This window comes from Williamsia muralis NBRC 105860 (assembly GCF_001598915.1).
GTDB classification, from domain to species: Bacteria; Actinomycetota; Actinomycetes; order Mycobacteriales; family Mycobacteriaceae; genus Williamsia; species Williamsia muralis.
The window spans coordinates 753,691-772,183 of the sequence record NZ_BDAP01000001.1 but is presented as its reverse complement, the minus strand read 5'-3'; the positions used below and the strand labels follow the sequence as shown (position 1 = coordinate 772,183).

The 18,493-nt window shown below is 66.3% G+C and carries 16 protein-coding genes and 1 riboswitch; of the genes, 6 read left to right on the top strand and 10 right to left on the bottom strand.

Going from position 1 to position 18,493, the window contains the following annotated elements; all coding sequences use genetic code 11:
• Positions 1–3: 3 nt before the first annotated feature.
• A complete protein-coding gene (locus WIMU1_RS03805; RefSeq protein WP_062795179.1) occupies positions 4–774 on the bottom strand; it encodes a thioesterase II family protein in 771 nt (256 codons plus the stop codon).
• A gap of 166 nt (positions 775–940) precedes the next feature.
• Here WIMU1_RS03805 and WIMU1_RS03800 point away from each other — a divergent pair, with 166 nt between their 5' ends.
• On the top strand, positions 941–1,567 hold the full coding sequence (locus WIMU1_RS03800) for a GNAT family N-acetyltransferase (protein WP_062795178.1): 627 nt from the start codon (positions 941–943) through the stop codon (positions 1,565–1,567).
• 27 nt (positions 1,568–1,594) lie between these two features.
• Here the strand turns inward: WIMU1_RS03800 and WIMU1_RS03795 are convergent, their stop codons facing one another.
• The 3 genes from WIMU1_RS03795 to WIMU1_RS03785 are packed head-to-tail and all read right to left on the bottom strand — an operon-like array spanning position 1,595 to position 7,733.
• On the bottom strand, positions 1,595–2,917 hold the full coding sequence (locus tag WIMU1_RS03795) for a SidA/IucD/PvdA family monooxygenase (protein ID WP_062795177.1): 1,323 nt from the start codon (positions 2,915–2,917) through the stop codon (positions 1,595–1,597).
• Positions 2,914–6,450 carry a non-ribosomal peptide synthetase gene (locus tag WIMU1_RS03790; protein ID WP_062795176.1) on the bottom strand — a complete coding sequence of 1,179 codons (3,537 nt, stop codon included), beginning with the start codon at positions 6,448–6,450 and terminating at the stop codon, positions 2,914–2,916. The genes WIMU1_RS03795 and WIMU1_RS03790 overlap by 4 nt, the downstream gene beginning before the upstream one ends.
• A gap of 8 nt (positions 6,451–6,458) precedes the next feature.
• Positions 6,459–7,733, bottom strand: coding sequence for a salicylate synthase (locus WIMU1_RS03785; RefSeq protein ID WP_062795813.1), 1,275 nt, complete (start codon positions 7,731–7,733; stop codon positions 6,459–6,461).
• Between the two features lie 339 nt (positions 7,734–8,072).
• Here WIMU1_RS03785 and WIMU1_RS03780 point away from each other — a divergent pair, with 339 nt between their 5' ends.
• From WIMU1_RS03780 to thiD, 3 genes are all read left to right on the top strand, one after another.
• Positions 8,073–9,686 (top strand): (2,3-dihydroxybenzoyl)adenylate synthase, encoded by a 1,614-nt coding sequence (locus WIMU1_RS03780; RefSeq protein ID WP_371850283.1) that lies wholly within the window; start codon positions 8,073–8,075, stop codon positions 9,684–9,686.
• Between the two features lie 127 nt (positions 9,687–9,813).
• Complete coding sequence (thiC, locus tag WIMU1_RS03775; protein ID WP_062795174.1) at positions 9,814–11,502, top strand: phosphomethylpyrimidine synthase ThiC; 1,689 nt, start codon at positions 9,814–9,816, stop codon at positions 11,500–11,502.
• 8 nt (positions 11,503–11,510) lie between these two features.
• The gene (gene thiD, locus WIMU1_RS03770) at positions 11,511–12,353 is read left to right on the top strand and encodes a bifunctional hydroxymethylpyrimidine kinase/phosphomethylpyrimidine kinase (RefSeq protein WP_062795811.1); all 843 of its coding nucleotides are present in this window, start codon (positions 11,511–11,513) and stop codon (positions 12,351–12,353) included.
• Between the two features lie 21 nt (positions 12,354–12,374).
• Here thiD and WIMU1_RS03765 read toward each other — a convergent pair whose 3' ends face one another.
• The 5 genes from WIMU1_RS03765 to thiO form a co-directional block, all read right to left on the bottom strand.
• On the bottom strand, positions 12,375–13,124 hold the full coding sequence (locus tag WIMU1_RS03765) for an ABC transporter permease (RefSeq protein ID WP_062795173.1): 750 nt from the start codon (positions 13,122–13,124) through the stop codon (positions 12,375–12,377).
• Positions 13,124–14,233: an ABC transporter ATP-binding protein gene (locus tag WIMU1_RS03760; protein ID WP_062795172.1), complete on the bottom strand. Its 1,110-nt coding sequence runs from the start codon at positions 14,231–14,233 to the stop codon at positions 13,124–13,126. The genes WIMU1_RS03765 and WIMU1_RS03760 overlap by 1 nt, the downstream gene beginning before the upstream one ends.
• A gap of 67 nt (positions 14,234–14,300) precedes the next feature.
• The gene (locus WIMU1_RS03755) at positions 14,301–15,113 is read right to left on the bottom strand and encodes a thiazole synthase (RefSeq protein ID WP_371850278.1); all 813 of its coding nucleotides are present in this window, start codon (positions 15,111–15,113) and stop codon (positions 14,301–14,303) included.
• Complete coding sequence (gene thiS, locus WIMU1_RS03750; protein ID WP_023956287.1) at positions 15,106–15,309, bottom strand: sulfur carrier protein ThiS; 204 nt, start codon at positions 15,307–15,309, stop codon at positions 15,106–15,108. Before thiS ends, WIMU1_RS03755 begins: the two co-directional genes overlap by 8 nt.
• Positions 15,294–16,376, bottom strand: a complete 1,083-nt coding sequence (gene thiO / locus WIMU1_RS03745) for a glycine oxidase ThiO (RefSeq protein WP_062795171.1) — start codon at positions 16,374–16,376, stop codon at positions 15,294–15,296. The genes thiS and thiO overlap by 16 nt, the downstream gene beginning before the upstream one ends.
• Positions 16,367–16,486: riboswitch (TPP riboswitch) on the bottom strand. It overlaps the preceding gene by 10 nt.
• Before the next feature lie 119 nt (positions 16,487–16,605).
• Between thiO and thiE the strand changes: the two genes are divergently transcribed.
• Both thiE and WIMU1_RS03735 read left to right on the top strand, forming a co-directional pair.
• The gene (gene thiE, locus WIMU1_RS03740) at positions 16,606–17,286 is read left to right on the top strand and encodes a thiamine phosphate synthase (RefSeq protein ID WP_062795170.1); all 681 of its coding nucleotides are present in this window, start codon (positions 16,606–16,608) and stop codon (positions 17,284–17,286) included.
• A 129-nt stretch (positions 17,287–17,415) separates the two neighbouring features.
• Entirely contained in the window at positions 17,416–17,904 is a 489-nt protein-coding gene (locus WIMU1_RS03735; RefSeq protein WP_084248058.1) for a hypothetical protein, read from the top strand.
• A gap of 39 nt (positions 17,905–17,943) precedes the next feature.
• Here the strand turns inward: WIMU1_RS03735 and WIMU1_RS03730 are convergent, their stop codons facing one another.
• The gene (locus WIMU1_RS03730; protein ID WP_062795168.1) at positions 17,944–18,408 is read right to left on the bottom strand and encodes a VOC family protein; all 465 of its coding nucleotides are present in this window, start codon (positions 18,406–18,408) and stop codon (positions 17,944–17,946) included.
• Positions 18,409–18,493 lie beyond the last annotated feature (85 nt).

Here is an 18,493-nt window from a genome sequence, read left to right as displayed (position 1 = left end):
CCGCTACCGCTGGATCGATTGTTGTGCTGCCGCGGGTTCGGCGACGAGCAACTCGGCGACATCGTCACGGTTCTCGTCGAGATAGAAATGCCCGCCGTCGAAGACGGTCACATCCACCGAACCGGTGGTGTGTGTGCCCCAGCCGTGCAGTTGTCCGGGGGTGATGAAGGGGTCCTCCGCGCCCCCCATGGCGCGGATCGGGGCCGCGACCGTCACCTCGGTGCCGCAGGAGTAGGCATCGAAGGCGCTGTAGTCGATCTTCATGACAGGCAACGCCATCCGCATCACATCCGCACTCGCCAGCACGTCACCACCGGTGCCGTTCAGCGCCGAGAGGTGCTCGAGCAATTCCTCGTCCCCCGTCGGATGAGGAGGCAGGTCCGCAACCTGCGACGGCGCCACCGCCGCCGACACCCCGAGCAATCGCACGTCGATGCCGCGGGCTTCGGCCAGACGGACGAACTCGAAAGCAGTGACAGCACCCATGCTGTGGCCGAACACGGTGATCGCTGCCTGCCGGTTCCATCTCGATCCGACGAACTCTGCAAAGGCACCCGCAGCAAGATCGGGCAATGTCTCGGCCGGCGCCTCCCGTGCGCGGTCCTGCCGTCCCGGATATTGGAAGACGATCACGTCGAAGGAGGCACTGAGTTCTTTGGAGAACGCCCGGTAGGTCGATGCCCCGCTGCCCGCGTGAGGAAAGATCAACAGAGGCGGATTCGCCGGGGACGTGGGCTGATGGAACTGCCGGATCCATCCGAGGTCGCGTGACATCTAGGTACTGCTCCTTCATTCTGGGCGGCCATGGGCCGACACCCCGGGCGGCCAGAAGCGCTGCTCTTCCGGCGGCCAGAGGTCGGTTCCCGGTACCCGAAGGCCGGAACTCCTTGGTTAGGCTACCCTACTTGCGTCCGGCTGAACTGAACGGAGCACGACCGACGTGACCTCGCATGTCCTCAAACGTGAACTCACCGACGTCGGTGACGATGTCCGGGCGGCCCCACCGCCGGTGGTGCCCGACTTCGATCCGCCGTTCGCGTTGCGCCTCGTCGACCCCGACGGCTCCGACCCGGAGATGCTCGCCGCGTGGATGTCGCTGCCGCACCTGGTGGAGACCTGGGAACAGCCATGGTCGGCTGCGCAGTGGCGAGCAGACTCGGCGGCACGCCTTGCCGGCGACTACTCGCGCCCGTGCATCGTGAGTGCCGATCTCGCCGCATTCGGAGTCTCCGGTGAGGCGATGACCGAGGTGGCGTACGTGGAGCTGTACCGCCCGGCCCGCGACGAGAACGCCAAGGTGTATCCAGCTGCGCCCCGCGACATGGGCTTTCACATCGCAACTGCACGGACCGACCTCCTCGGCCGAGGTGTGATGTCGACCTGGATGGAACGGCTCGCGGAGGCGATCTGGGCAGCAGACCCGTTGTGCCACAGTATTTTTGTGGACCCCGATCACCGAAACGCCTACATGCGCAGGGCCCTGGCGAAGAAGGGCTACCGCGATCTCGGCGAGTTCGACGTGCGTCCCGGTCGCCGTATTGCGCTGCACTCGCTCAGCCGGCCCTGACCCCGCTCCCCGACGTCGGCCCGTCGGTCACCTACGCCCGTAGCCCGCCTGGGCTCGCCGGCCCGGTGACACCTTCTCGGGCGCGCGCAGCAGACGATTGGACAGCTCTCCCAGACAACTGAGATTCGGAAAACCGGGGCCCTGAGCGAATCCGGCCAGATTCGGCAGATACAGCTTGGGGAGCAGACCGGTGACCGAGAGGTCGTAGCCGATGGACAGTTCCAGCCGTTCTTGATCGATCGGCCAACCGATCGCGAGTTCGATGAGGTCTGTGGTGGCCGGATCGAACAGCTCCATGAACCACAGGGGCTGTCCACCCGTGGCGTCCACCACGAGGTCGAAGGTGTGCGCCTGGTCCGAACGCAGTTCGTTGTGCAGTGTCACCGCCACCGACTGCCCTTGCTCCACCACCCGCACCACTCTTCCCTGCAGGTGATGGACTCGGGCGTCGCTGATCAGGTTCTCCTGCACGCGAACCGAGAACACTCCGCGGTCGGTGCGGCGGATCACGTCGCGTCTCTCGGCAGTGCTGAGCGCCGCCCACTTCGACGGGTCGCTGAACAACGCGTTCTCGAAGAAGCTCTCTCCGCGGGTGTAGATCGTGGCCATCGGCGAGATGACGGAGATCGTCATCGCGTCGTGCCGAACCAGTTCGTCCAGTGCAGACCCGGCGGTCTCGCCACCGCCGATCACGGCGGCCCGAGACGATGCGGGAATTTCCCTGCGGCCGGCCAGGTTCCAGAACTCGGCGATGCTCAGTACCCGTGGGTGCCGGGCCAGGGCTCGATCGCTGCGGCCCGGGCCGGAGATCATCAGCGCGTCAGCGGAGATCTCCTGTATCGAGCCATCAACTCCCGACACCTCGACACTCCAGCCGGGGCCATCGGCCGAGATCTTGCGCGCCGTCCCGAGCACCACCTCCAGGTCGACCTTGCTCGCCACCCACTGCAGATACTTCGCCCATGTGCTGTGCGGAGGTGCCGGTCTGCCCCGATCGATCCATTCCGAGTAGGTGCCCCGATCGATGAGATACGACGTCCAGCTGTAAGCCATCATCCGCGTGTTGATCTCGTGGTTGTGCCCGCGAGCGATATTGGAACGGTACGGAAATCCGATGTCCTTTTCCGGGCTCGTGCCCAGTCGATGCCGACCGTCGGTCCATCCACCCCCGGCTTGCCAGTTGGCGCCGACGGCATGCGATTCCACCGCCAGGACACGCGGCGCCGGCAGGCCGAGCTCCCGCATCACCGTCGCTTTGGCCGCGACAGCAAGCGCTTTCGGTCCGGCCCCGATGACCAGAAGGGTCTGCACTGGTCCCGTCAGCCGGTCCGACCCGCCCGTACCGCTCATTCGGTCACCAGGTCCGCAAGTTCGTCGTCACCCATGGCGATGACCTCGAGGTACATGTCCGCAACCTGCTCGAGGCGGCCGACGACAGGGTCCGAGGCCATCAGCCTCTCGGCGATCGACGCAACCGTCCGTCCCGAGAACACATCGGCGACAACCGCATTCGGAGCATCCAGCCACTCGCGGACACGAGCGACCAGTGTGGTCGCGAGCACCGAGTCCCCACCGAGAGCGAAGAAGTCGTCGTCTCGCCCGACCCGGTCGGCCCCGACGAGCTCGCCGACGATGTGGGCGAGCGCGCGCTCGAGTGCGGACCGAGCCGGCTCGAACTCCGAGTTGGTGTCCTCGATGTCGAACATCGTGTGCACCGCACGGCGATCGAGTTTCCCGACGCCGGTGATCGGCATCGCTTCCAGGATAAGCAACTGTACAGGGATCATGTACCCGGGCAGCAACTCCCGAAGACCGTCCAGCACGGCCTCCCGCTGCAGCGAGGCACCGAACTCCGGCGAGACGGCGGCCACCAACGTGGGAGCTGCGCCCGTGAGCACCGACGCCACCGCACGGTGCACCCCTGGCAGCAACCGGAGCGCGCCTTCGACCTCACCCAGTTCCACCCGGTAGCCGCGGATCTTCACCTGATGGTCGGCACGTCCGAGAAACTCCAGGCAGCCGTCGGGCCAGTAGCGCGCCAGATCGCCGGTGCGATACCAGTTCTGGCCGTGGTGGCGCACAAAGCGGTCGGCGGTGCGTTCGGGGTCGCCGCGATATCCGTGCGCGACCCCGGCTCCACCGATCCACAGTTCGCCTGCCACCCAGTCCGGGCAGTCGTTGCCCGTGGCGTCGACAACCCGGCACTGCACATTGTTCAGCGGTGTTCCGTACGGCACTGCGGCCCAATGATCAGGCGGGTCCACCGTCTCGCAGATCGTGGCGTGGATGGCCGTCTCGGTGGTACCACCGAGACCGGCAACCCGAACGCCCGGTGCCAGCGCCGTCATGCGGCGGGGCAGGTCGACGCCGACCCAATCGCCACCGAGGAACACCGCGCGCACCGACGCGAGCGCGGTGCTGCCGGCGGGTGTGGCGTTGAGCAGCATGTCGAGCAGGCTGGGTACGCATGCGAGCAGCGTGATCGAATGACGCTCGATCAGTGCCTTCCAGACGTCGGGATCGGTGCGCTCGGCGTCCGTCATCGTGACAACTGTGCCGCCGACACCCCACAGTCCGAAGATGTCGTAGATCGACAGATCGAACTCGAGGTTGGAGACCAGCAGGGCGCTGTCGGCGGCAGTCACACCGAAGCGGTGATGCAGGTCGTCGATGGTGTTCATGACCGCCCGGTGTGGCACCTCGACCCCTTTGGGGATCCCGGTGGATCCGGAGGTGAACAACACGTACGCGACGGACTCGCGGTCCGGGATCACTGCCTCTGCAAGAGGGGCCGGACACTGTGCGGCGTCGGTGTAGGTGAGCGCTGTGAGGCCGGTCGGCAGGTGGGGATCGGGAGTGGCACCCACCCAGGCAACAACCTGTCCGGCAGTAAGGATGTGCGCTCGCCGCGCCGCGGGTTGGTCGTGACCCACCGGTACGTACGAGGCACCGGCCGCGAGGATGCCCAGGGTGGCGATGACCTGTTCGGGGCCTTTCGGAAGCTGTACCGCGACAGCCTGACCCGGCTTGACACCCGCCTGGTGCAGCGCCCCCGCGACAGCGAGAGCTGCTGCGCCGACCTCACGATAGGTCAACAGGCCCTCGGTGCCGAACCGGATGGCTGCAGCCTCCGGAGTCCTTGCCGCCCACGAGAAGAAGCCCTCGTGCAGCACCTGTTCGCTGGTCGGGTGGTCGGTCGCGTTGACCCTGTCGCGCACCGCACGCTGATCGAGGGGAAGCTGCGGTGTGGTGTCGGCCTCCCAGGCCGCCTTCGAGAGGGTGAGCCTGTCGACCGCGACACGGTACTGGGTGAACATCGCGTCGATGACCCCTGGAGAGAACGCAGATTCACGCACGTCCCAGTTCAGCAGTAGTCCGCCCCGCACCTCGGTGACCTGCGCATCGAGCAGGACCTGCGGGCCCTGCGAGACGATCCACTCGGGATCGCCGAAGGTGTGCACCACATCGTCGTCGAACAGCTCACCGAGATTGAGTGCGCTGGTGTACACCACCGGCGCGAGCACCTGTTCTCCGCGATGGCGACCCAGGTCGCGCAGTACCTCGAGCCCGCTGTAGGAGGCATGAGACCCGTTCGCGTGCATCACTTTCTGCAACGCGCGGGCGCGGTCGAGAATGGATGAGTGGGCAGAGGCGTCGACGTCGAGCAGGACCGAGGTGGTGAAGTCGCCGATCAGCCGATCGGCGTCGGGATGTACGGCCTCGCGTTGGAACAGGGGAAGATTCAGCAGGAATCGGGGCGAACTGGACCACCGCGCGATCGACTCGGCGAACACCGACGCCAGAGCCATGGCCACCGTCACGCCGCGCTCGTGCGCTGCCGCGATGAGGGTCTCCTTGGCGGCCGCGTCGATCCAGTGGTGATGACGCACCACCCGGTGTTCGTCGGTTCGCTGCGACCGCGGCACCAGCGGAAGCACTGGGGCCGAGGGTAATTCATCAAGCCGATTCACCCACCACTGCTGATCGCGATCACGATTGACGTCCGGGTGTTCGCCGCGCCAGGCGAGGTAGTCCCGGTAGGTGAACTCGACGGCAGGTAGTGAACGGCCGTGATAGGCCGCAGCCAGGTCGGCCAGCATCGTCCGGTAACTCATCGCGTCACCGGCGATCATGTCGACATCGACGTGAAGTCGCGTCCTGCCGTCTGGCAACAGGGTCAGGGTGATGTCGAGGACCTGACCTTCTTCGATCGGCAGCATCTGGTGAGACTTGTTCTGCCGCAGTTCGTTCAGGGTCTGCTCGACCTGCGCATCGTCGGTCGATCTGAGATCCACGACGCCGAACACCTCGCGGCCGGGTTCGGCCAGCACGCGCTGCGTACCGTCGGACAGGATCTGTACCCGAAGCATCGGATGCGCCGCGACCAGATGTGCAACGGCTTCTCGGAGCCGTGACGGGTCCACATCGGCTCCGTCGAACTCGACGTAGAGGTGGGCCGCGACACCGCCCAGGTCCTGACCTTCGGAGCGGCCGATCCAATAGGCATGCTGCATCGGCGCCAACGGGAAGGGTCCCGATTCGGCGAGCGCCTCGTGCGGGGCATCCGGCGATGCCGGATGTTCTTGCGTCGACGGAGGAATCGACACCCCGCCTGCCTGTGACCGCTCCGATTCCGGGTGCCCACCGATGAGGTTCGCCCAGGCGGCAACCGATGGGGCCTCGGCCAGCTGCGCGAAGTTCACGTTGTGGCCCCGTTTGCGCCAGCCACCCGCGATCTTCATCATCCGGATCGAATCGAGACCCAGTCCGATCAGGTCGGCGTCGTCGTCGATGGTCTCCGGAGAGCACCCGAGTTGCTCGGCGATCTGCCGGCGGATCTCATCGAGGCCGACCTTGTCAGTGGGCTCGGTACCGTCGTTCATCACACGGCTCAGCGGTCGTCGGATGTGCGTTCGACGAGATAGGGCGCGATGCTCCCCAACTTCTCACACGTCTCGATGAATTCCCGCTCGGGAGACGACTGGCCGACAATGCCGGCACCGGCGCGCACCCAGGACCGGCTGCCTTCCCGGAAGACGGTGCGCAAAGCCAGTGCCGCCTCGAGCTCGCCTTCGGACGAGGCGGTCAGAACCGCTCCCGAGTACAGCCCGCGCCTGGTGTCCTCCAGGCGGTAGATCGCATCCACCGCAGCAGGTTTCGGGATACCAGAGGCGGTGACCGAAGGAAAGAGCACCTCGAGCGCATCCCAGGGTCCGAACTCCGGCGCCAGCGTTCCCTGCACGGTCGAAGCGAGGTGCTGAACACTGCCCCGTTCGCGGACCACCATGAACTCGGTCACCGCGGTGGTGCCGGGCAGCGCCACCGACTGCACCTCGGTGAACGAGGTACGTACCGAAACCGCGTGTTCCACAATCTCTTTCGAATCCGACACGAGCTCGGCACGAGCGGCTGCGTCGAGTTCGGGAGACCTGCCGAATGCGCGTGTGCCCGCCAGTGGTTCGGTGACGATCCGGCGATTGGCATCAACCGATCCGACGAGCTCCGGGCTGAAACCCGCAGCTTCGAGACCACCGAGCCGAAGCAGGAACGAACGAGCAGGGTTGTTCTTCTTCCGGCCTTCGCTGTAGGTGGCGGCGATGTCGACGTCGAAGGGGACATCGACCCCTCGCGAGATGATCACCTTCTCGTAGTCACCGCGATGGATCTCCGCGACCGCCTTCGCCACGCGACCCCGGTAGTCCGACGGGTCGTCGTCGACAGGCAAGGGACTGGGCGAGACCGGGTGAGAATGCGGCGCACGGGCCGCCATCTCGCGCAGTCTCTCGGCCAATTCGTCGCCGCCACCCTCCACCCGGATGCCGTCGGGTTCCACCCATGCCTCGAACTCGGGCACAACGAGGTGGGCGAGCACGCTGCCTGCGGTGAGGTGATCGCCGGCACCGAGACCCGGCGCGCAGAAGTCGAACGCGATCCATCCGTAGACACGCCAATGCGGGAAGGGCAGCCCGGCGAGCGCTGCGGAGATCGCGCCGGCAGGTAGGCCCGACCAAGCTTGTGACGTCGACTCGGTCCCGATCGTCGTGACCACCTCGTCGGTGGTGAGCACCACGCTGGCCCGCTGTCCCCCGGCGAAAACCCAGCGATTCTCGCGTTCGTACACGACGTAGTCGTCGGCGACATCCGCCTGCGCCCAGGCCGCACAGATCTGTGCGGCACCGAGGTCCCCGTGGAGCGCCCCGGACTCGTCGCCGCCCTTGTTGTCGCCGCCCTTGTTGTCGCCGCCCTTGTTGTCACTGTTGGTGTCGATGGTCGCGGTCACGCGATCGCCCCGGCAAATGCTCTGCTGCTCATGGCATCCTCTACTCACCCGCACCACGTGTGGACCCCAGTGGCCCACGGACTTGTCAGGCGTCTTGTCGATCGAAAGTTCGTCCGTGCCCCAATGATCCCAGCAACCGCGGACTTAGGATGGGCTAACTCTCGCGCTTGAGGCTAGCCTAACCAACTGATCTGGGCCAAGTCTACGATCACCACCATGTCTGTGATGCACGATGACAGCGACCTCACGAGCGGTTTCACACCCCACCCCCCGACGGCCGCGACGCGGTACCGGGAACTGGGCCTGTGGCGAGAGACACCCCTCTGGCGGATGTTGTGGGACCAGGCCGATGCCGCACCGGATGCACCCGCCGTCTCCGACATCACCCGCACGCTGAGCTATCGCGACCTCGCCGACTCGTCGGCCCGGCGTGCGGCCGGGTTCGTCGAGGCCGGCCTGCGCCCTGGCGAACGCGTGGTGCTGCAGAACCGGAACTCGGTGGATTTTGCGGTCAACTTCTTCGGCATGCTGCGAGCCGGAATCGCGCCCGTGATGACTCTGCCCGCCCACCGCATCAACGAGATCGCCCATCTGGCTCAGACGGCCGGGGCGGTTGCCTATGTCTGCCACGGACACGCCGGCGGGTACGACTACCGCGACCTGGCCCACCAGCTGCGCGGGCGCGTCGACACCATCCGCGCGGTCTTCGTCGACGGTGACCGGGGTTGCGAGGCCGCACCGCCACAGGGCGACCCGAGCTGCCTCGAGGTTGTTCCCACCCCCGATCCCGACAGCCCCGCACTCTTCCTGGTGTCCGGTGGCACCACAGGTCTGCCCAAACTGATCCCGCGCACCCACAACGACTACCGGTACAACGCCGAACTCAGCGCCGAGGTGGCCGGGTGGACCTCCTCCGACACCTACCTCGTGGCGCTTCCCGCCGCACACAACTTCCCGCTGGCCTGCCCAGGGCTGCTCGGCATCATCTCCGTCGGTGGCCACGCGGTGTTCACCGACAACCCCTCTCCCGACCACACCTTCGACCTGATCGAGAAGTACCGGGTCACCGCGGTGGCACTCGTACCCGCGTTGGCCCAGGTCTGGACCGCCGCGACCGAATGGGAACCCGCCGACGTCTCGTCACTGCGGCTGCTGCAGGTGGGCGGGGCCAAGATCGCCGAATCCGACGCGATCGCAGCGAACGCGGCGTTCGGCGGCGCGGTGCAGCAGGTGTTCGGGATGGCCGAGGGGCTGATCTGTTACACCCGGTTCACCGACGACGAACAAACGGTCACCCGCACCCAGGGTCGCCCGATGAGCGACCACGACGAATTGCGCGTGGTGGACGAGAACGGCGATGAAGTCCCTGACGGCACGGAAGGTGAATTGCTGGTGCGCGGTCCGTACACCATCCGCGGCTACTACCGCGCCGGCGAGCAGGGCCGGCGGTCGTTCACCGACGACGGCTTCTACTGCAGCGGTGATCGTGTGCGGAGACTGGCCTCGGGCCATCTCATCGTCACCGGCCGCATCAAGGACACCATCGTCCGCGGCGGCGAGAACGTCGCGGCCGACGATGTGGAAGAGAACCTTGTCGCCCACAACAACATTCGGCAGGCAGCGGTCATCGGGGTTCCCGACGACTCTCTCGGCGAACGCATCTGCGCCGTCATCGTCGCCGACGGCCCGGCGCCTGATCTCCCGACCATCCGGCAGTTCCTCGCCGACCGTGGGCTGGCGACGTTCAAGCAACCCGACCAGCTCGAGGTGGTCGCCGGTCTGCCGGTGACCGCGGTCGGGAAGATCGACAAACGCGCGTTGCTGCTGCAGCTGACTTGACGAGCGGCGTAAGCTGCCCTTGGACAATAGAAAAGCACGGGGGCTCTCGCGATCCGAGGGCTGAGATGACGGCAGGCGGCCGTCGACCGGATGAACCTGACCGGGTAATGCCGGCGTAGGGAGAAAAATGGTTGACGCCGTAAATTCTGTGACCACGGGCCCGATCCGCGGAAGCTCCAAGACCTACCAGCAGATCGATCATCTGCGGGTACCCGGGCGGCGGGTGCACCTGTCGAACGGTGAACACCTCGACCTGTACGACACCTCCGGCCCGTACACCGAGCACAATCCCGAGTTCGACCTCGAAGTCGGTCTGCCCAAGATCCGCGACAGCTGGAACCGGCCCGGGCCGGTGGACGGCGCCAGCACCCAACTCGCCTGGGCAAGAGCAGGTTTGATCACAGACGAGATGCGCTTCATCGCCGCTCGTGAGCAGATGGATCCCGAGTTCGTGCGGTCCGAGGTCGCGATCGGCCGAGCAGTCATCCCGGCCAACCATCGCCACCCGGAGTGCGAGCCGATGATCATCGGCAAGGCGTTCACCGTCAAGGTCAACGCGAACATCGGCAACTCGGCGGTCAGCTCGTCGATCGCCGAAGAGGTGGAGAAGATGGTCTGGGCCACCCGGTGGGGTGCTGACACCATCATGGACCTCTCCACCGGCAAGGACATCCACGCCACCCGCGAGTGGATCATGCGCAACTCGCCGGTGCCGGTGGGCACGGTGCCGATCTACCAAGCCCTCGAGAAGGTGAACGGCGACCCGGTCAAGCTGACGTGGGAAGCCTACCGCGACACCGTGATCGAGCAGGCCGAACAGGGTGTGGACTACATGACGGTCCACGCCGGCGTGTTGCTGCGTTACGTGCCGCTCGCCGCGAACCGGGTCACCGGCATCGTGTCGCGAGGGGGGTCCATCATGGCTGCCTGGTGTCTGGCCCACCACGAGGAGTCCTTCCTCTACACCCACTTCGAAGAGCTGTGCGAGATCTTCGCCCGCTACGACATCACATTCTCCCTCGGAGACGGTCTGCGGCCGGGCTCGATCGCCGACGCCAACGACGCCGCCCAGTTCGCCGAACTGCGCACGCTGGGCGAACTCACCAAGATCGCGAAATCGCATGGCGTACAGGTGATGATCGAGGGCCCCGGGCACATCCCCATGCACAAGATCGTCGAGAACGTCCGCCTCGAGGAGGAGTTGTGCGAGGAGGCGCCGTTCTACACGCTGGGCCCACTCGCCACCGACATCGCCCCCGCATACGACCACATCACCTCGGCGATCGGCGCGGCGATGATCGCACAGGCCGGTACTGCGATGCTCTGCTACGTGACCCCGAAAGAGCATCTGGGACTTCCCAATCGCGACGATGTGAAGGTCGGGGTGATCACCTACAAGATCGCCGCGCACGCAGCCGATCTGGCCAAGGCTCATCCGCGCGCGCAGGAACGCGACGACGCACTTTCGCGGGCGCGTTTCGAGTTCCGCTGGAACGACCAGTTCAACCTGGCCCTCGACCCCGACACCGCCGTCGAGTACCACGATGAGACGATGCCCGCCGAGCCCGCGAAGACGGCCCACTTCTGTTCGATGTGCGGCCCGAAGTTCTGCTCGATGCGGATTTCCGCGGATGTCCGGGCATACGCCGAAGAGCACAACCTGGTGACCCAGGACGACATCGACCGCAAGCTGGCCGCGGACATGGCGGCCAAATCGGCCGAGTTCGTGGAGAAAGGTGCGGCGGTGTACCTGCCGCTCACCGAGGCCAGTTCAGCGCCCGCAGCCGGTGTGGGTCCCGTACTTTCGACACCATGACCGACGCCGTGCAGCTTCTACCCCGGGTACCTCTGGGGCAGACACCCATTCGAGTGATGACCATCGCCGGAACCGACTCCGGCGGTGGCGCAGGCATCAACGCCGACCTGCGGACGATGGCCCTGTGCGGAGTGCATGCCACGGTGGCCGTCGCCGCGGTGACGGTTCAGAACTCGCTGGGCGTCAGCGGTTTCCATCCGATTCCGCCAACTGTCGTGGCCGACCAGATGCGGTCGGTGATCACCGACATCGGGATAGGGGCGGCCAAGACCGGCATGCTCGCTTCTGGCGAGATCATCGATGCGGTGGTGGGCGCGGCCGGTGAGCTGGATCTGGGCCATGGACGGGCCATCCCCCTGGTGGTCGACCCGGTCTGCGCGTCGATGCACGGTGACCAGCTCCTGGCCGGCGAGGCGATGGATTCGCTTCGCGGCAAACTGATCCCGATTGCCACACTGATCACGCCCAATCTGGACGAGGTGCGGCTCATCACCGGAATCGACGTCACCGACCGGGTCTCCCAGGAGAAGGCCGCACGCGCGCTACACGCTCTGGGTGCTCAGTGGGCCCTGGTCAAAGGCGGTCATCTGCGGTCGGACCCGAACAGTCCGGATCTGCTCTTCGACGGTACGGACTTCATCGAGCTCACCGCTCCGAGAATCGACACCGGCCACGACCACGGTGCCGGAGACACGTTGGCGGCGGCCATCACCTGCGCACTGGCGCACGGCTATTCGGTACCCGATGCCGTCCGTTTCGCGAAGTCATGGGTGACCAAGTCGCTGTCCGTGGCCTACCCCTTGGGGGCAGGCCACGGACCGGTCAACCCGCTCTGGCGGCTCGAGGTCTAGCGCGACCTCGGCGTCGTCTGGTCAGGCGTCGCGGCGGTCGGTCACGTAGATCGCCGCACCGAAGACCAACGCGGTGATCACCATGAAGTAGAACAGCGACCCGTATTCGTTCCAGTACCAATCGAATCCAAGTTCGCGGCCGTCGATGAAGTGGTTGGCGTTCAGGAACGGCATGAGGGGTCCGGCAACGTCCTGGACCTTCGGGATCGCCGACAGCACGTTCTCGAGCACCAGGCTCCAGACCAGCAGGACAACGATCGCGCCGGCCGTCTGGCGGATCAGTGCACCGATACCCAACCCGATCAGCACAGCCAGGAATGCGTACAGCGGAACGCCCCAATACAGCCGGATGGCGTGGGAACCGAGCAGGTCGACGTCGGAACCCGACATCGCCTTGCCGATCGGAACCGAGATGAGGGTGAGCACAAACGTGACTGCCGCAGCCAGCCCGCCGTATACGGCCGCCTTTGCCAACAGGACGTTGTAACGCTGCGGAACCGCTTGGAACGACGTCCGGATGGTGCCGAAACGGAACTCACTGGTGACCGCCAGCACGGCCATGATCATGAGAACCGTGACACCGAATCCGGTGGTACCGACCACGAAGTCGGAGACGTTGACTTCGCTGTCCGAGGTGTTGTCGGCATTGGTGGCCCACCCCAAGAGGAATGCCAGTCCCAGTCCGAGAACGATGACGATGCCGACACACCAGTACGGCGACTTGGTGGTGACGAGTTTGATGCGCTCTGCCGCTACGGCGTTGGTGAGCATCAGGCTTTACCCCCGAATTGATTCTGACCCGATTCGTCCCAACCTGATTGCGGATGACCCGGTTGCGCGTAACCCGGTTGGCCCGCCGGCGGTTGCACACCTGGTTGCGGACCCCACCCCGGTGGCGGCGGAGCGAATTGACCTTGCTGAGCAGGATAGGAGGCCACCGATTGTTGTTGTCCGGGAAAGGCCATCGCGTCGTTGCCGTGATATTCGACAGCGCCCGCGGTCATCGACATGAAGACTTCCTCGAGCGAAGCGGTCTTGCCCGAGAGCTCGTGGAGACCGATGCCGTTGGCCGCAGCGATGTCGCCGACCTGGTCGGTGGTGACGTTCTCCAGGCGCAGCGACGGGCCTGCCCCGTCGTCGGCCACCGGCACCGAACGCAGCCCGGCCGCGGCGAGCGCAGCCTGCAGTTCGCCGAGTTTGGGACTACGCACGCGGACGGTGACCTGCGCGCTGCTGGTGAAGTCCTTGACAGACGCATCCGCGATCAGCTGACCGCGGCCGATCACCACCAGATGTTCTGCGGTGAGCGACATCTCGGTGAGCAGGTGACTCGACACCAACACGGTGCGACCCTGGTCGGCCAGAGCCCGCATGAACTTTCGGATCCAGACGATGCCCTCGGGATCGAGGCCGTTGACCGGCTCGTCGAAGAGCAGGACACCTGGGTCGCCGAGCAGTGCACCCGCCAACCCGAGGCGCTGGGACATGCCGAGCGAGAAGCCTCCGGCTTTCTTGCCCGCCACCTCGGTGAGTCCGACGTCGGCCAGCACCTGGTCGACGCGGTGGTTCGGGATCCCGTTGGACGCGGCCATCCACCGCAGGTGGCTGCGGGCGGTGCGGTTCGGATGCACCCACTTGGCGTCGAGCAGCGCGCCCACCTGGGTCAGCGGCCTCTTGAGCTCGCGGTACGGCAACCCATTGATGGTCGCGGTACCCGAGGTGGGACGGTCGAGCCCCAGGATCATCCGCATGGTGGTGGATTTGCCGGCACCGTTGGGACCCAGAAAACCGGTCACCACACCTGGTTTCACGTCAAACGTGAGGTTGCTGACCACCTGGTTCTTGCCATAGACCTTCGTCAGGCCCTGAACTCTGATCATGGCCCTCAGTGTGCCAGAGCAGCACCGCCGCCCACCTCATCCTTGTGACTGATCTTCACCGGCGGTCTCAGCTGTCGAGCTGCGGCGACGACGCCTGTGCCCAGAACCGCTTGGGGATCCGGCCGGCCCCGCGGGCCAGCCTGCCCGCGGTCACCGCCGAACGCATCGCGGCAGCCATCCGGGCCGGATCGGCAGCCCTGGTCACCGCAGAAGCGAGCAAGACCGCGTCACAACCGAGCTCCATGGCCAGGGCCGCGTCACTCGCGGTGCCGATGCCCGCATCCAGGATCACCGGCACGCCCGCAGTCGCGACGATCATCTCGATGTTGTGTGGGTTGCTGATGCCCAGCCCTGTGCCGATCGGTGAGCCGAGAGGCATCACGGCGGCGGCCCCGGCATCTTCGAGTCGTCGCGAGAGGATCGGGTCGTCGTTGGTGTACGGCAACACCACGAACCCGTCCTGGACCAGACGGTCGACCGCTTCGATCAACTCGGGTCCGTCCGGGAGAAGGGTCCGTTCGTCGCCGACCACCTCGACCTTGACCCAGTTGGTGTCGAGTGCCTCCCGGGCCAGTTGGGCCGTGAGCACGGCCTCGGCGGCGGTCCGGCAGCCGGCGGTGTTGGGCAACACCTCGATCTGCAAGCGGCGCAACAGGTCCAGCACTCCGGTGCGTCCGCCGGAATCGACCCTGCGCATGGCCACCGTCGTCATCTCGGTGCCGGAGACGACCAGCGCGTCTTCGAGAACCGCCAAGTTGGCGGCGCCGCCGGTGCCCGTGATGAGCCGGGACGTGAACTCGCGGCCCGCGATCACCAGGGAGTCGTCGGCAGCGGTACCCGCCTGAGTCAATTCGTCAGGTGCCGTGAGCTGTTCAGCCACCCTGCACCGCCGTCAGGATCTCGATCCGCTCACAAGGCCCCAGCTCTTGCGCCCAACGGGACTGCGGATGCACCACGCCGTCGACGGCAACGGCGACCCCGGTACGGGGAAGGTCGAGTTGGTCGAGCAATGTCAGCACGGTCGCCCCATCGGGTAGCCGAACGTCGTCGCCGTTGACGTTTACATCGGTTGCCATGCGAATCTCCCTGGTTCTGTCGCTGGTTGGTCGATCTCCTTGCCGGAGAGGATGTCTGCCACCAGATCTGCGGTGACCGGGCACATCAGGATCCCGTTGCGACCGTGACCCGTCGCCACGATCGTCCGGTCGTCGAGCCTGCCGATGAGTGGCATTCCGTCGGGTGTTGCGGGACGCAGTCCCGCCTCGGCGCTGAGCAGGTGGTACTCGCGCAATGACGGCATGAGCTCGATGGCGTCGGTGAGCAGGTCCGCCACCCCACCGGCCACGGGTCGCCGGTCGAACCCGCTGTCGTACTGGGTGGCCCCGACGACAACGCCGTCGGGCCGAGGCACCACGTACACCGCCCGCCCGTTGACCCGGCCGCGCACAACGTGTTTCGGCGGCGGCAGTGCGCCGGGCGTGGATCCGAGTCGCAGAACTTCGCCCTTGGACGGATAGACCGGGAGCCCGGTCCAGAGCGCGGCCGACCCGACACCTGCGGCGAGCAGCACCTGGTCGGCGGAGATCTCCGCGAGGTCGTGGACTGTTGTGGTCTCGATCCGTACTCCCGACGTCGCCGCGCGGTCGGCCAGCACGGCCAGCAGGCGGCGATTGTCCACTGCCATCTCTCGCCGGGCCAGGTATCCACTGCGAACCCGCCCCGACACCGCGGGCTCGAGTGCACGGATCTCCCTGCCGGTCAACGGTTCTATCGGATGCCCGCGTCGGGCCAGCCATTCGGCGACCATGGCCAGCTCGCCGACGTCCGCGCTGTCGACACCCACCATCAGACTCGAGGAGGCAGCGACCACCTGATCGTCGCCCAGCCTGTCGACGAACTCGGGCCAGCGCGACATCGCCTGCTCGGCAAACGCGAGGTAGACGTCGTCACCGGTGCGACTCTCCCCCGCGATGCCCAGCATCCCGGCCGCCACCCGAGATGCCGCAGTGGAAACGAGCCCGCCGCCGCGCTGCGGCTCGAGGTGACCTGGATCGTAAACGGTTACCTGCCAGCCTGATTCGGCGGCACGGACCGCGCATGCCAGACCGATGACGGCGCCACCGACGATTGCGAGAGACTTCATCCCACCTTCTTCCTTCGCCGGCATTACCCGGATCAGGTGTAACGGTCATGGGCAGGTTCGCGACCCAGATCTCAGCCCGACGCATCCCTCGGGCACCCGTGTGTGTACTGACCGACAGACTACTCCGTCGGTTCGGCCCGCAGGCCAGCCCGTTGGTTCGGCCAGGAGGCTAGCCCGCTGGTTCGGCCAGGAGGCCGGGCCATGATTCGGGCAGAAGGTAGATTCGGCGATCGTGAATGCCCGCGATCGCCTGACCACCGCCCAGCTCTACCTCTGCACCGACGCCCGGCGTGAACGCGGCGATCTCGTCGAGTTCGCGGACGCCGCGCTGGCCGGCGGCGTGGACGTCATCCAGTTGCGTGACAAGGGGTCGGCCGGTGAACGCGACTTTGGGCCCCTCGAAGCCGCGCAAGAACTCGATCTCCTCGGCGCACTGGCCGAGGTGACCGCACGCCACGGCGCGCTGCTGGCCGTGAACGATCGAGCGGACATCGCCGCGTTGAGCGGCGCCGATGTACTGCACCTGGGGCAGGACGACCTGCCGGTGGATCTGGCCCGCCGCATCGTGGGCGACGACGTGGTGATCGGCCGTTCGACCCACGATGTCCAGCAGGCGACGTCCGCGGCCGAGCAGCCGGGGGTCGACTACTTCTGCACGGGCCCCTGCTGGCCCACCCCGACCAAACCGGGCCGCTTCGCACCGGGTCTCGACCTCGTGCGTGCCACCGCCGAACTGGCATCGCCGCGGGCCTGGTTCGCCATCGGCGGCATCGACGAACAGCGACTCGCGGAGGTACTCGACGCCGGCGCCGACCGCATCGTCGTGGTGCGCGCAATCACCGCCTCGAACGATCCCTGTAACGCTGCCCGTCGTTTGAAGGACAAACTGGTTGCAAGGACAAAATCCTGAGGACTATGGTTGGCGAATCATGAAGCGCATTCTCGTAGTTCACCGCAGCGGGGTCTGATCCGACCGGCCCCCCGTTGCGGGCCGTGAGCGCTACCTGCTGGTCATCCTTTTCTCCGGAAGACCATGTTGATGAACACTCTCACCACACCAGATACACCGATCTCCCCACATTCCCAGGCCACCGCGCCCGATCCTTTTGCCTCCCGCTATGGCAGATCACTGCCATCGCCGCTGCGGGCCGAGGCCGCCGGTATGACGTGGACAGCTTTCGCCGACACCTACGCGCCCACGACCGGACCGATTCGTCTCGGCAACTGGACCGCGTCGGCCGCCCCACAAGACCTCTTGCACTGTAGGGCGACCATCGCCGCCGGCGACGTCATCCGATCGCTCTCGGCGACCGCGACCGGAGCGATCGGCGCGCTCACCGACATGCTGTACCGCTTGGGCGCCGGCGTCGAGATCGTCAGCCTCCACCAGTACGACTTCACCGGCGGCGTGGCCACTTTCCTGCTGTGCGAGCGCGACGACCGGCGCACCTGGGCGATGGGGAACGGCCGCACCGGTCAGGAGTCGGCACTGAGTGCCCTGATCGCGGCGGCCAATCGGCTCTACTGAGCTGCAGGCACCGGCCGATCGGCGTCGGCCCGTCCCAGATCAGTACTGCGCGGCCACGTCGATGATCCACGTGACACCGAAACGATCGGTGAGCATGCCGAACGCCGGCGCCCATGGGGCGGGGCCGAACTCTTCGACGATGTCGGCGCCGTCGGCGAGCCCGTCCCACAGTGCGCGGACCTCATCGACGCTCTCACCCCGCACCGATACGAAAAACGGCGAGTTCGTGAGGGTCATTCCGTTCTCGCGCCTGGTAACCGGCGTGGGCGCGACCGCGCGTGACGGCTCGGCCGGTGCGGGCGCGTCGTAGGCCATCACACCGAATCCGGACTCCCCCACGATCTGGCCGAACACAACCCGATCGGCGCCGGGGGCATCTTTCGGCATGCCGAAGTCGCCGTAGGTCGCGACGGTCATCTCGCCGCCGAAGATCGATCGGTAGAACTCGAGGGCCGCCCGGGCTTCGCCGTCGAAGTTGAGGTGGGTGACTGCGTTGTAGGTCATATCTGCTCCTTTGAGGCTCGGAGCCGGTTTTCCGGCCCGGTGCCCACTGTGCGCACCTCATAGGTCAGTATTTGTCCGCTTATCG

What these genes read in the sequence shown, in the direction of transcription:
- thiC (WP_062795174.1), top strand. Translation starts at nt 9,814, where the DNA reads ATGGTTGACGCCGTAAATTCTGTGACCACGGGCCCGATCCGCGGAAGC.
- WIMU1_RS03790 (WP_062795176.1), bottom strand. Translation starts at nt 6,450, where the DNA reads ATGAACGACGGTACCGAGCCCACTGACAAGGTCGGCCTCGATGAGATC.
- WIMU1_RS03795 (WP_062795177.1), bottom strand. Translation starts at nt 2,917, where the DNA reads ATGAGCGGTACGGGCGGGTCGGACCGGCTGACGGGACCAGTGCAGACC.
- WIMU1_RS03780 (WP_371850283.1), top strand. Translation starts at nt 8,073, where the DNA reads ATGCACGATGACAGCGACCTCACGAGCGGTTTCACACCCCACCCCCCG.
- WIMU1_RS03805 (WP_062795179.1), bottom strand. Translation starts at nt 774, where the DNA reads ATGTCACGCGACCTCGGATGGATCCGGCAGTTCCATCAGCCCACGTCC.
- WIMU1_RS03730 (WP_062795168.1), bottom strand. Translation starts at nt 18,408, where the DNA reads ATGACCTACAACGCAGTCACCCACCTCAACTTCGACGGCGAAGCCCGG.
- thiO (WP_062795171.1), bottom strand. Translation starts at nt 16,376, where the DNA reads ATGAAGTCTCTCGCAATCGTCGGTGGCGCCGTCATCGGTCTGGCATGC.
- WIMU1_RS03760 (WP_062795172.1), bottom strand. Translation starts at nt 14,233, where the DNA reads ATGATCAGAGTTCAGGGCCTGACGAAGGTCTATGGCAAGAACCAGGTG.
- WIMU1_RS03765 (WP_062795173.1), bottom strand. Translation starts at nt 13,124, where the DNA reads ATGCTCACCAACGCCGTAGCGGCAGAGCGCATCAAACTCGTCACCACC.
- WIMU1_RS03735 (WP_084248058.1), top strand. Translation starts at nt 17,416, where the DNA reads ATGAACACTCTCACCACACCAGATACACCGATCTCCCCACATTCCCAG.
- thiS (WP_023956287.1), bottom strand. Translation starts at nt 15,309, where the DNA reads ATGGCAACCGATGTAAACGTCAACGGCGACGACGTTCGGCTACCCGAT.